Annotated in this window: 14 protein-coding genes; 7 read left to right on the top strand and 7 right to left on the bottom strand. The window is 62.8% G+C overall.

Annotated features, from left to right (window positions below; all coding sequences use genetic code 11):
* Window positions 1-44: 44 nt before the first annotated feature.
* The 4 genes from AAC029_RS08675 to dapB all read left to right on the top strand — a co-directional run bounded on the left by AAC029_RS08675 (window position 45) and on the right by dapB (window position 4,061).
* Window positions 45-911: an FkbM family methyltransferase gene (locus AAC029_RS08675; protein ID WP_339746417.1), complete on the top strand. Its 867-nt coding sequence runs from the start codon at window positions 45-47 to the stop codon at window positions 909-911.
* The gene (dnaJ, locus tag AAC029_RS08670; RefSeq protein WP_339746415.1) at window positions 911-2,086 is read left to right on the top strand and encodes a molecular chaperone DnaJ; all 1,176 of its coding nucleotides are present in this window, start codon (window positions 911-913) and stop codon (window positions 2,084-2,086) included. The genes AAC029_RS08675 and dnaJ overlap by 1 nt, the downstream gene beginning before the upstream one ends.
* Before the next feature lie 65 nt (window positions 2,087-2,151).
* Window positions 2,152-3,237 carry a hypothetical protein gene (locus AAC029_RS08665; protein ID WP_339746412.1) on the top strand — a complete coding sequence of 362 codons (1,086 nt, stop codon included), beginning with the start codon at window positions 2,152-2,154 and terminating at the stop codon, window positions 3,235-3,237.
* Window positions 3,234-4,061 carry a 4-hydroxy-tetrahydrodipicolinate reductase gene (gene dapB, locus AAC029_RS08660; RefSeq protein WP_339746410.1) on the top strand — a complete coding sequence of 276 codons (828 nt, stop codon included), beginning with the start codon at window positions 3,234-3,236 and terminating at the stop codon, window positions 4,059-4,061. Before AAC029_RS08665 ends, dapB begins: the two co-directional genes overlap by 4 nt.
* Here the strand turns inward: dapB and AAC029_RS08655 are convergent.
* Window positions 4,058-4,342: a hypothetical protein gene (locus AAC029_RS08655; protein WP_339746408.1), complete on the bottom strand. Its 285-nt coding sequence runs from the start codon at window positions 4,340-4,342 to the stop codon at window positions 4,058-4,060. The genes dapB and AAC029_RS08655 overlap by 4 nt on opposite strands.
* 174 nt (window positions 4,343-4,516) lie before the next feature.
* On the opposite strand from AAC029_RS08655, the gene AAC029_RS08650 reads away from it, so the two are divergent.
* The gene (locus AAC029_RS08650; protein ID WP_339746405.1) at window positions 4,517-5,191 is read left to right on the top strand and encodes a YafY family protein; all 675 of its coding nucleotides are present in this window, start codon (window positions 4,517-4,519) and stop codon (window positions 5,189-5,191) included.
* Between the two features lie 566 nt (window positions 5,192-5,757).
* On the opposite strand, the gene AAC029_RS08645 is transcribed toward AAC029_RS08650, so the two are convergent.
* From AAC029_RS08645 to katG, 5 genes are all read right to left on the bottom strand, one after another.
* Entirely contained in the window at window positions 5,758-6,216 is a 459-nt protein-coding gene (locus tag AAC029_RS08645; RefSeq protein WP_339746403.1) for a VOC family protein, read from the bottom strand.
* Window positions 6,216-6,803: a hypothetical protein gene (locus AAC029_RS08640; protein ID WP_339746401.1), complete on the bottom strand. Its 588-nt coding sequence runs from the start codon at window positions 6,801-6,803 to the stop codon at window positions 6,216-6,218. Before AAC029_RS08640 ends, AAC029_RS08645 begins: the two co-directional genes overlap by 1 nt.
* 15 nt (window positions 6,804-6,818) lie before the next feature.
* Window positions 6,819-7,667: a bifunctional helix-turn-helix domain-containing protein/methylated-DNA--[protein]-cysteine S-methyltransferase gene (locus AAC029_RS08635; protein WP_339746399.1), complete on the bottom strand. Its 849-nt coding sequence runs from the start codon at window positions 7,665-7,667 to the stop codon at window positions 6,819-6,821.
* Between the two features lie 19 nt (window positions 7,668-7,686).
* Window positions 7,687-8,259, bottom strand: coding sequence for a DUF2244 domain-containing protein (locus tag AAC029_RS08630; RefSeq protein WP_339746398.1), 573 nt, complete (start codon window positions 8,257-8,259; stop codon window positions 7,687-7,689).
* Between the two features lie 135 nt (window positions 8,260-8,394).
* Complete coding sequence (gene katG, locus AAC029_RS08625) at window positions 8,395-10,590, bottom strand: catalase/peroxidase HPI (protein WP_339746395.1); 2,196 nt, start codon at window positions 10,588-10,590, stop codon at window positions 8,395-8,397.
* 203 nt (window positions 10,591-10,793) lie between these two features.
* On the opposite strand from katG, the gene AAC029_RS08620 reads away from it, so the two are divergent.
* Complete coding sequence (locus AAC029_RS08620) at window positions 10,794-11,411, top strand: LysE family translocator (protein ID WP_339746393.1); 618 nt, start codon at window positions 10,794-10,796, stop codon at window positions 11,409-11,411.
* 15 nt (window positions 11,412-11,426) lie between these two features.
* On the opposite strand, the gene AAC029_RS08615 is transcribed toward AAC029_RS08620, so the two are convergent.
* Window positions 11,427-12,815 (bottom strand): hypothetical protein, encoded by a 1,389-nt coding sequence (locus AAC029_RS08615; protein WP_339746392.1) that lies wholly within the window; start codon window positions 12,813-12,815, stop codon window positions 11,427-11,429.
* A gap of 228 nt (window positions 12,816-13,043) precedes the next feature.
* On the opposite strand from AAC029_RS08615, the gene nth reads away from it, so the two are divergent.
* On the top strand, window positions 13,044-13,745 hold the full coding sequence (gene nth / locus AAC029_RS08610) for an endonuclease III (RefSeq protein ID WP_339746390.1): 702 nt from the start codon (window positions 13,044-13,046) through the stop codon (window positions 13,743-13,745).
* The last annotated feature ends 120 nt before the right edge of the window (window positions 13,746-13,865 follow it).

The following is a 13,865-nucleotide window of genomic DNA, read 5'->3' as shown; positions in this document are numbered from 1 at the left end:
GTTTTGCGCGAGCAGCACCGTCCCGGCCTGAGCTGGAAAGCGTGATGATGTCGAATCCCGACCCGATGACGGCGCCCTTTGGTGCCTTTGCACTGAACTCCCGTGAGGAATGGTTGCGGCGGCTTGCCATGAGCCTGCCCACCGACGGGCTGCGGCGCGGCGCCGAATCCGTGGTGCGCCGCATGCTGATGTCGGGCGGACGCGATATCGCCGATGTCGAGGTCTTCCCCGGCCAGTTTGCCCGCCTGCACATGCGCGATAATCGTTGCGAGAAACGCGTCTTTGCCGGCTCGAAAACCTGGGACAGCGCCGAACGCGCCGCCATTCGCGAAATGATTGCCGCCAAGTCGGCCAATGAAGGTTTTGTTTTCGTCGATGCTGGCGCCAATGCCGGCTTCTACACCCTGTCTGCCGTCGCCGATGCCGCCGCGCTTGGGCGCCCGATCAAGGCGATCGCGATCGAACCGGATGTCGAAAACCGCCGCCGGCTGGAATTCAATCTCGCCGCGTCGAGCGCGGGCAATGTCACGGTCCTGCCCTATGCGCTTGGCGCGGAAGAAGGCGAGGCGGTGCTGGTCCAGTCCGACAATAATCGCGGTGAAGTGCATATCGAGAGCGGCGGGATGGGCAGCACTGTTCGCCTGCGTCCGCTACGGGCGGCGCTGCATGAAGCCGGTGTCGATCATGTCGACATCATGAAGATGGATATTGAAGGCTTTGAGGAAATTGTCCTTGAGGCCTTTTTCGGGGATGCGCCCCGAACCATATGGCCCCGTATGATCCTGCTGGAGACCCGGCATGAAGCCGGGATCACAGTGGGGGCTGCCGGCCTGTGCCTGCGAAATGGTTATGAATTGGCAAGGCAGATGCGTCAAAACGCTGTGCTGGTGCTGAAATCGGAAGAGTTGTAATGAGCAAGCGTGACTTCTACGAAATCCTTGGTGTCGCCAAGACCGCCGATGAGAAGGCCCTGAAGGTCGCTTATCGCAAGCTGGCGATGGAGTTTCACCCGGACCGCAATCCGGGCGATGACGCCGCTGAGGCCAAGTTCAAGGAAGTTGGCGAGGCTTATGCCATCCTGTCCGATGCCGACAAGCGCGCGGCCTATGACCGCATGGGCCACGCCGCCTTCGAACAGGGCGGCAATGGCGGTTTTGGCGGGCAAGGCCCGTTCGGGGCCGGCGGGGCTGCGGAATTTGCCGATATTTTCGAGCAGGTGTTCGGCGATGCCTTCGGGCGTGGCGGCGGACGGCGCGGCGGCGGCCAGACCGGCCCGGCACGCGGCAATGATTTGCGGTTCGACATGGAAGTGTCGCTGGAGGATGCCTTCAACGGCAAGGAAACCACCATCACCGTCCCGACGGCGATGAATTGCGAGCGTTGCGACGGCCATGGCAATGAGCCCGGAACCGATCTGGAATCCTGCCCGACCTGTCATGGCGCCGGCCGCATTCGCCGCTCCCAGGGTCTGTTCACGATGGAACAGACCTGTCCGCAGTGCGGCGGGCGCGGCCAATACGTCAAGACACCCTGCCAGGACTGTGATGGCGTCGGGCGCGTGCGCAAGAACCGCACCCTGACCGTCAACATCCCGGCCGGCGTCGAAGACGGCACCCGCATCCGCCTTGCCGGCGAAGGTGAAGCCGGCGCGCGCGGCGGTCCACGTGGCGATCTCTACCTCTTCCTCTCCGCCAAGCCGCACCAATTATTCGAGCGTGACGGACCCAATCTCTATTGCCGCACGCCCGCCTCAATGGTCTCTGCAGCGCTGGGAGCGACGATCGAAGTTCCGACGATTGATGGCGGCAAGGCCGAGCTTAAGATCCCCGCCGGCGCCCAGACCGGTCGCCGCATGCGCTTGCGCGGCAAGGGCATGCCGCGTCTTCGTGGTGGTCCACGCGGCGATATGGTGATCGAGCTCTTCGTCGAGACCCCGCGCAATCTGTGCGAACGCCAGAAGGAACTCCTCAAGGAGTTCTGCTCGCTCTCCGGCGAAGGCTGCAATCCCGACAGCGACGGCTTCTTCACCAAGGTCAAACAATTCTGGAATGAAGTCACCACAGATGACGGCCGGCCCAACGCCTGAGCCCCTGCGACCCCGGCTCACAGACCGGGTGACAGAAACGTCCGGCACGTCCTAATGTGGGCCGCATGACGACAAGCGACGCCAAATCCCTGCCGACCCTGGACCTCAACCGATTCACTTCGGCAGAGACCGCGCTGTATCGCTGGTCTCCTTTGGGGTTCTGGGGCACGACGCTTGCCGTCTTCGTGATCAGTTTTGGCTCGTTTGCGATGATCGCCGAGATCACCGGGCGGCCCCATCTGGGCTATGTCGATGCCGCCGGGACCTGGCAGCTCAACACGGTCAGCTGGGTCGGCTTCGTTCTGTCGATGATCCTGACAACCGGCGTCGCCCTGACACAAATCGGCCGCCGCCGCTGGGAAACCGAGCGGGCCAGCCTTCTGGCGGCGATCGAACCCTTGGGCCATGAGGCCGCCAACGCCCTGTGCGATGGCGCGCCCGTGTCCTGGCGCCGCTATTACTGGGCCTTGACGGCGGCCGGCGTGATTGTCGGATTGGTGTTCAATCTCCTCATGCTCCGGTCCCAGTCCGTGACGCTCTTGCAATACCTGCAGTCGATCGGATTATGGTTTCTGCTGCTCTCACCCTGGCTCTATGCGGTGGGCATGCGCGCCGGTTTGAGCCTGGCCCGCGAAGGCCGGGAAATGCGCAAATTGATCAGCGAACATGTCGTGATCGATCTCTACCACTTGGAACGCCTCGATATTTTTGGCCGCATTGGACTGGCCGCTGCGGGCTCCTGGTTGGTGATGGCCGGCGTTTTGTTGTTATTCGTCGCCGATGCGAGTCAGGCATGGATCGCCACACCGGCGATTGCGCTGGCTGTGCTGGGCGGTGTGGTTGCCCTGACGAATGCCGTCCGCCCGATTCAGCGCAAGATCCACGCTGCCAAGGCGGTTGAACTGGCGCAGGTTCACAAGCTGATGGCGCAGGCCCGCGAACGGGCCTTCGCGGGTGACGATAGCGCCGCCTCTGCCCTGGCCGGCCTCACCGATTATGAAGTCTGGGTCGAGCGGCGGCCGGAATGGCCGATCTCAACCTCGGTGACCTTGCGCTTCAGCCTCTATATCCTGATCCCCATCCTGCCGATCCTTGGCTCCTATCTGTTCGAGAAATTTGCCGACGGCCTGATTTACGGAGGCGTGTTTTGAACCCGTCCATCAAAGTGACCATTCTCGGGCCCACCGGCCGGCTCGGACGCGCGATTTGCGAAGCGGTGCTGGATGCGCCGGGCATGCAGCTGGTCGGTGCCATCGTCCGCGCGGAATCACCGCGCGTCGGACAGGATATCGGCGAGATGCTGGGCCGGGCGCCGCATGGCTGCCTGGCGTCGGTCTCGTTTGAGGAGAGCGTCGCCAACAGTGATATCGTGATCGATGCCAGCCTGCCGGCAATGACGGTCTCGGTGGCCGAACGCATGGCGGTGCTGCCGCACCATTGCTGCCTCGTCACCGGCGTCACCGGCTTCAAGCCCGGCCAGCTCGAGCGGCTCGCCACCGCCTCGCGACGGGTGCCAATCCTGATGACGGGCAATTTCTCGCTCGGCATCGCCGTCATCGAGGCGCTGGTCGAACAGGCCGCGGCCCTGCCGGCCAAGGACTGGGACATTGAAATTACCGAGACCCATCACCGTCTCAAGACCGACGCACCCTCGGGCACGGCGCTCCTGCTGGGGCGCGCCGCCGCCAAGGCACGTGGCGTCGACCTCGACCGCACAGCGATCTGGAGCCGCGAAGGCGTCACCGGCACGCGCAAGCCGGGCCAGATCGGTTTCGCCGTCAGCCGTGGTGGCTCGGTCGTCGGCGAACACGCCGTGCGCTTTCTCGCCGAGCTTGAGGAATTGACGATTTCGCACCGCGCCTATGATCGCAACGTCTTCGCCCGCGGCGCCATCGCTGCGGCGCACTGGATGTGCCATGGCGGCAAGGGCCGCGAGGCCGGCCTGTATTCGATGCAGGATGTCGTTAGGGTTTAGGTTACCTGTTTCACGTGCGACATCGCCAGCACGGTATCGATGGCCGCAATGAAATCCGCCATGGCCGGGTCGGTCATGAAGGCAAGTTGCGCCGATTTCGCTTCGGCGAGCGTGTCCCACTCGACCTGGTCAACGAAATGCCGGTTGTCCTCGGCCGTCGCGTAGCGGGTCCAGCCGATGAAGCCGGGATAGGCCGCCAATGCCGAGCGCGCCTTTTCGCGCGCGATTTCTGCGGCTTGGATATCCTTGACACTATATGTCACGATTTCGAATACGGTCATGGCTCTGGTTCCTTCTGTCCCGACACGCAGGACATTAGCGCACCCCAACTGACAGCCTGACGTCAGGAGGGCTCCAGACGGCTGCGAGGCATTTTCCCCCGTAACAGCTGGCTTGCGCGAAACCGCAAATCCTGACACCTTGCCGCCATACATGAATGGCGTCAGGAGATGTCAGTGCGTCGTGCCGAACGTTTAATCCGCATCATCCAGGCCCTGCGCCAGGCGGCGCCCGGCGCCGTGACGGCCCAGGACATGGGCAATAAGTTCGAAGTTTCCGAACGCACCATCTATCGCGACATCGCGCATCTGATCGGGTCCGGTGCCCCGATCGATGGCGAGGCCGGCGTCGGCTATGTGTTGCGGCCTGGTTTCGACCTGCCGCCAATCACTTTCAGCTATGAGCAACTCGACGCCCTGGCCCTGGGCGCCCGCTTCGTGCGCGCCACCGGCGACCGCGATCTCGCCTCCGCCGCCGCCGAAGCCCTGTCGAAGATCGAGCACGCCCTGCCGGACACGCATCGCGAACGCCTCAAATCGGCGCCGCTGTTTGCCGCCTTCCTCGACGACACGGTGCGGCCGGAAGCCTTTGGCCCGGTGCGCAATGCGATCAGCAATCGCCGCAAATTGCGGGTGCGCTATAATTCGCTCAGCGATGAGGCAACGACCCGCGTCATCCGCCCGCTGGCTCTGACCTGTTTCGGCCGGATCTGGCTGCTGACAGCCTGGTGCGAACTGCGCAATAATTTCCGCCACTTCCGCACTGACAGAATCGAACGCGTCACCGTCCTCGCCGAAAGCTTCGAAGATGAGGTTGGCAAGCGGTTTGAGGACATGCAGCGGGCGGCTTAGGTTAGCCCCCGGACCCCGCACTAGATAAAATTGTTGCGTTTTTGTTCCGCGCCGACCCTTTTCCGGTGGAATACTGGATAAAAGGGTTCCCCAGTGGGCTGACTCTCACTCAGTATGTCTGCGTGAAGTCGTCGATTCGATTCTTCTCTCCGCCATCCGACGCGCCAATCCGCGCGGGCGCACAGGGTGCTCCGGAGTCGTCCGGCTCTATCCGGCAGAAGAAGAGGAGGAGTGACTATGTACGCTATGCGCGTCCATGTGCGGGAATATACCCGCATTCGCTTCGGCCGCCTCGAGCATGTGTGCGAGCACACACGCCGTTGGCCGTACCAGTATCAGTTCAAGTTCTAAGCCAACGCGACCTGATAGTGGACTAGGGAAGGGCGGTCAAAGTGGCCGCCCTTCTTCGCTAGCGAACGCCGTTCGCTGGGGGCGACATTACCGAGTTTTGGCACCGATCCAAGCCGAAAAATCGTCGATTTCAAAATGGAAGCAGCTAGTCGAGGCTAACTCTTTGATCCAGAGTCCGTTTTGGAATCCGGGCCTTAGATCAAATTTTGTTACCCCTACCAACTCCCCGTATTCTCCATCGAGGCCCAGGGCTCTTGCGGCGGCAGGCTGTCGCCGCTTTGCAGCAATTCGACCGAGATCAGATCGGGGGAGCGGACGAAGGCCATGTGACCGTCGCGTGGTGGGCGGCAGATCAGATAGCCCATGGCGTCGAGATGGGCGCAGGTGGCGTAGATATCGGCGACACGATAGGCGAGATGCCCAAAATTGCGGCCGCCATCATATTTCTCCAGATCCCAGTTATGGGTCAGCTCGATGCAGGGCAGGCCAGTCGGGATTTTGCCGCCAGTATAACCAGCGCGCGCGATATCGGCCGGGGTGGCGAGGAAAATCAGGGTGAAGCGACCCGGCTCGCTGTCGAAGCGGCTGATTTCCTTGAGGCCCAACCCGTCGCAATAAAAGCGCAGGCTGGCATCAACGTCCGAGACGCGGACCATGGTGTGGAGGAATTCCATTATTTGGGCTCCGTGGCGGGCTTGTCGTCGGGCTTGTCTGCGGGTTTCGCATCCGGGGCCGGGTCGGGGCGCGCCTTGACGGCCCATTTCGGGCGCGGACGCACAATCACGACATCGTCAAGCGGCTCGCCGCGCGCGCGTGCCAGGGCCGGCTGGAAAGCTTCCGGTGCCCGGGCATGGTGGATGCGGGCGACAATGGCGGCACACAAAGCCCACAGGCCGCAAAACCCGAAGAACATGTAGAACATCCACGGATAATAGCCGACATCATACCAAGGCCCGCCATCGAGCGTTGAAACGAAGACCGGCCAGAAGGCGGTCAGCGCAATCGCCAGCAGCGGCGTCGACAGTGCCGCCGACAATAGGGCGATCGGGATATACAGCGCCCAGCGCGGTTCGTGCGCCGCGACATAGAGCTTCACAAACACCGCCTCCTCGACACCCTTGATGGTGCCGGGCTTGGTCAGCAGGCGCTCGCCATATTCGGTGCGGGCATCGGCCGTCAGATTGATGCGCGCCGCCAGCCAGCGCGAGAACAGCGAGGCGGAGATAGTGAATATGATCAGGGCAACGATATAGAGGGTCATAACCATGCCCCCCTTTTACCCCCTCGCGGCCTCATAGGCGAGCATGGCGCGCTTGCGGTCGACACCCCAATGGTAGCCGGTCAAAAGCCCGTTGCTGGCCAGCACGCGATGGCAGGGAATCAACCAGGAGATCGGGTTGGCCCCGACCGCAGCCCCGACCGCGCGTGACGCCTTGGCCGAGCCGACCGCATCGGCGATGGATTTGTAGGTCGTCGTCGCCCCGGTCGGGATCGAGAGCAAAGCGCGCCAGACCTGACGCTGCCAGGGCGTGCCATAGAGCGCCAGCGGGATCGGCTCGCCCGGCACCGCCGCAAACACGCGCTCGGCCCATTGCCGCGCCAGATCGTCATCGCGGCGATAATTGGCGGCCGGATAGCGCGCCTGCAAATCGGCGAAACCCTCATCAATATCGGGATCGGCAAAGGCTAGCGCCGACAGGCCGCGCGGCGCGATCAAGAACACCGCCTCGCCAAACGGCGTCGGTGCCGCGCCCCAGACAAACTCCAGCCCCGCGCCGCGTCGCCGTGCTTCACCGGGCGTCACCGCCTCGTGGGCAATGAAGAGATCATGCAGGCGTCCGGGACCCGACAGGCCCGCCTCAAAGCTGGCATCGAGCACACAAGCCCCGCCATCAAGCGCCGCGCGGGCCGCGCCATGCGCCAGGGCTCCGACATATTTCTTCGGACTGACCCCGACCCAGCGCGTGAAGACACGCTGGAAATGGTGCGGCGACAGGCCAGCGGCGCTCGCGGCGGCATCCAGATCGGGATGGTCCTGCCAATGATTGCCGAGAAAGGCGAGGGCAGCCGAAACGCGATCAAAATCGCGGGCGGCGGCATCGAGGGTGTAGATCGTAGCGGTCATGGGGCGGAGTTTAGGCCGGTTACGCCAGCTCGCCACCCGGTTCTTGCGGCAGATCAGGCTCGGTGGCCAAGGGCGTGAAATTGCGCGCCCGCCCGATCGCCGCCCCCAGCGCGGCAGCAAATTCATCGCGCTCCTTCGGGCTGAGAAAGGCGCCGAGCACCAGCCAGCGCCCGTGCGAGCCGATGGCGACCTGGGCGTCATGCTTGCCGGCATTGAGATGTTTCAGCATCGCCCAACCCGTCGGCAGACGGTAACGGCGCACATGTCCGGTCGGGTGCTGGCGCGTCACTTCGATATCGCGCGCATCGACCCGGACATATTCGCGCCGGCGGCCATCGCGATAGGACGCCTTGAACGCGAGCCAGACCAGCAGCGCATCGAGCCCGAAAAACGGCGTCACCGGCCAAGCCCCCATCGATATGAAGACGATACCGGAGAAGAAGGACACCAGACCCAGCGTGATCATAAGCACGTTGAAAGCCGGATTGGGCAAAGAGCGATTGGGCGCCAGCTCGGCATCCATCGTGAACGGCCCCAAGGCCGGCTCACCGCCATCGCCCAGAGCGGGCCAGGATTCGACAAGGCTTGCCATCGGTCAATTTAAGCCCGGTCCGCCCGGGCGCAACAGGTGACGTTTCACCGCAGCCTGCGCGGCGCCCAAAAGAAAAGAGCGGGCCCGTGCAGCCCGCTCTCTTTCTGGATCATCTGTCGACAGCGTCGGTGCTGATCAGGTCAGATCATAGCGGTCCAGATCCATCACCTTGGCCCAAGCCGCGACGAATTCGGTCACAAATGACGCTTCCGCACCCGCGCTGGCATAAACTTCCGCCAGAGCTCTCAGCTGGGAGTTGGAGCCGAAAACGAGATCGACCCTTGTCGCCGTCCACTTGACCTTGCCGGTCGCGCGGTCGCGGCCTTCGAGCACGGCATCAGACCCGGATGACGGCGCCCAAGTCGTGTGCATGTCGAGCAGATTGACGAAGAAATCATTGCTCAACGTGCCGGGGCGCTGCGTGAAGACGCCGTGCTGGACACCGCCGGCATTGGCATCGAGCACCCGCAGACCACCGACCAGAACCGTCATCTCCGGTGCTGACAGGGTCAGCAATTGCGCCTTGTCGACCAGCATTTCCTCGGCGGGGCGATCATGCGCTTTGCCGAGATAATTGCGGAAACCATCGGCCGTCAATTCGAGCGGCTCGAAACCGTCGATATCGGTCTGCTCCGGTGTCGCATCGGTGCGGCCCGGATTGAAAGGAACGGTGACATCATGCCCGCCCTTCTTCGCGGCCGCCTCGATGGCAGCACAGCCACCGAGGACAATCAGATCGGCGAGCGAGACGTGTTTGCCGTCGTTTGCTGAAGCGTTGAACGCTATCTGGATGCCCTCGAGCGTCTTGAGTACGCGTGCCAGCTGGGCCGGCTGATTGACCGCCCAGTCCCTTTGCGGCGCGAGACGCAGACGCGCGCCATTGGCACCGCCACGCATGTCGGAGCTTCGGAAGGTCGCAGCCGACGCCCAGGCGGTCTGCACCAGCTCGGCATTGGACAAGCCCGAGGCGAGGAGCTTGCTCTTCAGCTTGGCGATATCCTTGGCGTCGATCAGCTTGCCCTTGGCTGGCGGGATCGGGTCCTGCCAGAGCAGGTCCTCGGCGGGAACTTCGGCGCCGAGATAACGCGATTTCGGTCCCATATCGCGATGCGTCAGCTTGAACCAGGCACGGGCGAAAGCGTCAGCGAAAGCGGCCGGGTCTTTCTGATAGCGCCGGGAGATCGGCTCATAAATCGGGTCGAAGCGCAGCGAGAGATCCGCCGTCGTCATCATCGGGCGATGCTTCTTCTTCGGATCGAAGGCATCGACGATCATGTCGGCCTCCTCACAATTCTTGGGATGCCATTGATGGGCACCGGCCGGGCTCTTCGAGAGCTCCCACTCATATTTGAACAGCGTGTTGAGATAGCCCATATCCCATGTCGTCGGATTGGGTTTCCAGGCACCTTCGATACCGCTGCCGATCTGATCGCCGGCGATGCCGCTGCCAAAACGGCTCTTCCAGCCCAACCCCATCTGCTCGATGGGACCGGCTTCCGGCTCCGGCCCGACCAGGCCCGCATCGCCGGCACCATGGCATTTGCCGAAGGTGTGACCCCCAGCGACCAGCGCCACGGTCTCTTCGTCATTCATCGCCATGCGCGCGAAGGTTTCACGGACATCAATGCCGGAGGCGACCGGATCGGGTTTTCCGTTTGGGCCTTCCGGATTGACGTAGATCAGGCCCATCTGCACCGCCGCGAGCGGGTTATCCAGATCATGATCGCCGCTATAGCGCTCATCGCCGAGCCATTCGCTCTCGCCGCCCCAATAGATATCCTCTTCCGGCTCCCAAACATCGACGCGACCACCGGCAAAGCCAAAGGTCTTGAAGCCCATTGATTCCAGAGCGCAATTGCCAGCCAGCACCATCAGATCAGCCCAGGAAATCCTGTTGCCGTATTTCTGCTTTACTGGCCAGAGCAAGCGGCGCGCCTTGTCGAGATTGACGTTGTCGGGCCAGCTATTGAGCGGGGCAAAGCGTTGCGAGCCGCTGCCCGCGCCGCCGCGGCCATCGCCGACGCGATAAGTGCCGGCGCTGTGCCAGGCCATGCGGATGAAGAGCGGGCCATAATGACCGTAATCGGCCGGCCACCATTCCTGCGAATCCGTCATCAGGGCATAGAGGTCCTGTTTCAGGGCCTTGAGATCGAGGCTTTTGAACGCCTCGGCATAATCAAAGTCCGCGCCCAAAGGGTTGGAGCGGCTGGACTGTTGGTGGAGAATGCGCAGATTCAGCTGTTCGGGCCACCATTTGGCGTTTGAAGGCGCACCGGCCGCTGTGTGCCGCTGTGACGCTGCCAATACCGGGCACTTGCTTTCGCCGTCCATAATGCTCTCCGATCAAGTTTCGTGATGATTGAAGCAAGCCGTGCGCTCCAATGCGATGACCTCACCATGCCGGATCGCAAACCATTATTCCAATCGATTTTAGGCTTCATACCTATAGAAAATTCCTTGGTGACACGCCAAATCCTCCAGCCAGACCTGCCGCGACCAGTGACGGTTCCGCTCCATTTGCGTAGTCAAGGGACATGATCGAACTCGCCTCCCTTCTAACCTTTGCTTTCACCGTGCTGGTGATCGAGTTGACGCCGGGCCCCAATATGGCCTGGCTCGCCGTTCTCAGCGTGAACGAGGGTCGCCGGGCTGGCCTCGCTGCTGTGGCTGGAATTGCACTGGGTCTGGGCCTGGTCGGACTGGCCGCTGCGCTCGGCCTTGGTGCCGTGATCGAGCGCTCGGACATGCTCTATGGCCTGCTGCGCTGGGGCGGGGTGAGCTTCCTGTTCTATCTCGCCTGGGAGGGCTGGCGCGAGGCCGGTGAGACCGCACCAGTGGAGGCCTCACAGGGTCTGCGCCGCTATTTCCTGCGCGGCTTCGTGATCAATATCCTCAACCCCAAGGCGGCATTATTCTACATCGCCGTCTTCCCGGAATTCATCGACCCGGCCGGACCGGTCGCACAGCAGGCGGTGATGCTGGCCGCAATCTCGGTCTTGATCGCGACCCTCATCCACCTCGCCATTATCGCCCTCGCCGGCAGCGCCCGCCTGCTGTTGGATAACCGCCCGCGCCGCCTCATCGTCCAGCGCGCACTCTCGCTACTGCTGGTCGCGGTGGCGCTTTGGCTGCTGGTCTCGACAGCGCGCTGATCATTGGCGGCCGGGTTATCGTGGCGGTTGGGCGTATGAAACCTGCGCCTCGCCGTCGCTGACATCGACATGGCCGAACTCAAGATCCGGATCGCCGGCAATCTGCAGCACGAGGTCATAGCTGCCGTCATCGAGCGCCAATGTGACAGGAAAATCGGTTTCGTCCGGCAGGATCGCAAGCTGATCGAAGGGCCGATCTCCGGCCTCGTGCGGCGCGCGAAACGCCTGCACAACCATGGGTCGGGCTGGATCGGCGTCGAGCTCGATCGGGACAGGCAGTCGGTGCAGCCGGTCGAACAACCAGGGCGCGCGGCCCTGCACAGGCGTATATCGCGGGAAGACGACCATCAGGTCAGCCAGCCATCTCGAGGCTGGCGGCGGCATCAAGCTTCCGTCTTCCCGGCGAAAGACGCTCGGCTCGGTCAGGGTGTGCCGGTCACGAAGCGCCCGCGCCAGCGTCCCGATTTGCGCGTTGCCCATACCCGATCCACTGACCTGGTCGATGGTGAGCGGGTCAATACCCGTCAATCGCGTCAGCTCGGCGGCCATCCAGCCAAGCGGCCGCCCCGCCTCGTCAAGACCAGGGGTTTCATCCAGATGGCTGTAGCCAACATAAAGCACCAGCCTGGCATCGGGATGCTCGGCCAGCACGGCCTCGACAATATTGCCGGCTTGGGCGCGCTCGCGCGAGGCGACCCGCTCGGCGGCCGAACACGGATCAGGCGAACAATCCTGTTCCTGATCGGCTCGGGCCTCGTAGTCGAACCAATGATAACCGGCCGTATCGACCGTCCGCAGCAATTCCCCAAATAGCGGGTCACTGAAATAGAAGCCTGTTTCCCGGCGCGGCACAGCACGAGCTTGCCATGCCGCCTCGGCGGTTGGAGAGAAGGCCTCGGCACCAAAATAGGTGAACCCGTCCTCGCGCAGCGCACGGACCAGCTCTATGGCAAAGGCGCGATGACGGCCCATCTGGTGAGCCTCATTGAGGATGACAATCTGCCGGTCCCGGGCGAGCTCCCGGATGGCGTTGATCGCTGCCTCGGGCACTGCCGTATTCACCGTCTCCAGATCGATGACGGCATCCGGATCCGTAAAATCGATCGGCGTTTCGGACATATAAGCCGCAGACGCAGACCGACTGTGCGCCTCCAGATACCGTCCCGTGAAGTTGAGCAATTGCACTTCGCCATTGCGTAAATAGGCCTCTGCATACTCTGCCGGCAGACCTTCTGGCGTGTACCGGGATGCCAAGGCATCGGCATACCGGCCAGCGGGGGCGAGCTCGGTCCAGCCAGCGTCGATCGTCGCCGCAGCGCTATCGGGTTCGCCGGCTTCGGCCTCCGCCGGCAAGCCCATCACTATCCATAGCCCTGTTGCTAGTGCCGCACGGATCATCGCCATCTCACTCCCTTACCCTGATTGATTTGTCGTGTGAGGCTGTCAGGCGCAGCCAGAGGTGGCAAGCGTAAATTTTGATTTCGCCAATCGTGGAGAGATCAAACCCATGTCCATTGCTTGACCTCATCGAGAAAGGTTTTCAGCACTGCCAATTGTGAGGCGGGGATGACGAACGCGCCCGCACGCAAGAAACGGCATGACGCCACCCCGGCGCGTGGGCTAACAAGGCGCATGAGCAAGACCCCAACCACGACACGCGCCAAAAAACCGGTCAAACGCAGCCCTCGTGGCCTGACCCGCGAACAGGCGCTCGATCTCTTCGCCCGGCTGGCGCAGGACCGTCCCGACCCGAAGACCGAGCTCGATTATGTGAACCCTTTCACCCTGCTGCTCGCCGTCGCGCTGTCGGCGCAGGCGACCGATGTCGGGGTCAACAAGGCGACCAGGCTCTTGTTCCAAGAGGCCGACACGCCCGAGAAGATATTGGCGCTGGGCGAGGACCATGTCCGCGACCGGATCAAGACCATCGGCCTGTTCCGCAACAAGGCCAAGAATGCGATCCTGATGTCGCAGCAATTGGTCGAGCGCCATGGCGGCGAGGTGCCGCATGATCGCGCCTCACTGGAAGCGCTGGCCGGGGTCGGACGCAAGACCGCCAATGTCGTGCTCAACGAAGCCTTCGGCGAAGAGACCATCGCGGTGGACACCCATATCTTCCGCGTCGGCAACAGAACCGGACTGGCTCCCGGAAAAACCCCAGAAGAAGTCGAAGCCCGCCTGATGAAGATCGTGCCGGCGCAATTCATGAAGGGCGCTCACCACTGGCTGATCCTGCACGGACGCTATGTCTGCAAAGCGAGAAAGCCGGAATGCTGGCGTTGCCCGATCGAAGATCTCTGCCGCTTCAAGGACAAGACACCGGCGCCGAAATAGGCGGGCGGGATTGAGCGCACTCCCCGAACGTGGGCACCGCCCTCCACCCTCACCATCGGCTACACGGGTGCAGAAAGCGCGGGATCTGAGCCGTGCCTGACCCATGATCTCTCAGAAATT

The organism is uncultured Maricaulis sp., assembly GCF_963975345.1.
Classification (GTDB): Bacteria; Pseudomonadota; Alphaproteobacteria; order Caulobacterales; family Maricaulaceae; genus Maricaulis.
The sequence above is the reverse complement of the archived record's forward strand: the minus strand, read 5'-3'. Positions and strand labels throughout refer to the sequence as shown.

Excerpts from the sequence above, each read along its gene's own strand:
- AAC029_RS08630 (WP_339746398.1), bottom strand. The coding sequence starts at position 8,259 with ATGGCAAGCCTTGTCGAATCCTGGCCCGCTCTGGGCGATGGCGGTGAG.
- AAC029_RS08615 (WP_339746392.1), bottom strand. The coding sequence starts at position 12,815 with ATGGCGATGATCCGTGCGGCACTAGCAACAGGGCTATGGATAGTGATG.
- katG (WP_339746395.1), bottom strand. The coding sequence starts at position 10,590 with ATGGACGGCGAAAGCAAGTGCCCGGTATTGGCAGCGTCACAGCGGCAC.
- AAC029_RS08675 (WP_339746417.1), top strand. The coding sequence starts at position 45 with ATGATGTCGAATCCCGACCCGATGACGGCGCCCTTTGGTGCCTTTGCA.
- AAC029_RS08620 (WP_339746393.1), top strand. The coding sequence starts at position 10,794 with ATGATCGAACTCGCCTCCCTTCTAACCTTTGCTTTCACCGTGCTGGTG.
- AAC029_RS08635 (WP_339746399.1), bottom strand. The coding sequence starts at position 7,667 with ATGACCGCTACGATCTACACCCTCGATGCCGCCGCCCGCGATTTTGAT.
- AAC029_RS08655 (WP_339746408.1), bottom strand. The coding sequence starts at position 4,342 with ATGACCGTATTCGAAATCGTGACATATAGTGTCAAGGATATCCAAGCC.
- AAC029_RS08645 (WP_339746403.1), bottom strand. The coding sequence starts at position 6,216 with ATGGAATTCCTCCACACCATGGTCCGCGTCTCGGACGTTGATGCCAGC.
- nth (WP_339746390.1), top strand. The coding sequence starts at position 13,044 with ATGAGCAAGACCCCAACCACGACACGCGCCAAAAAACCGGTCAAACGC.
- dnaJ (WP_339746415.1), top strand. The coding sequence starts at position 911 with ATGAGCAAGCGTGACTTCTACGAAATCCTTGGTGTCGCCAAGACCGCC.
- AAC029_RS08665 (WP_339746412.1), top strand. The coding sequence starts at position 2,152 with ATGACGACAAGCGACGCCAAATCCCTGCCGACCCTGGACCTCAACCGA.
- AAC029_RS08640 (WP_339746401.1), bottom strand. The coding sequence starts at position 6,803 with ATGACCCTCTATATCGTTGCCCTGATCATATTCACTATCTCCGCCTCG.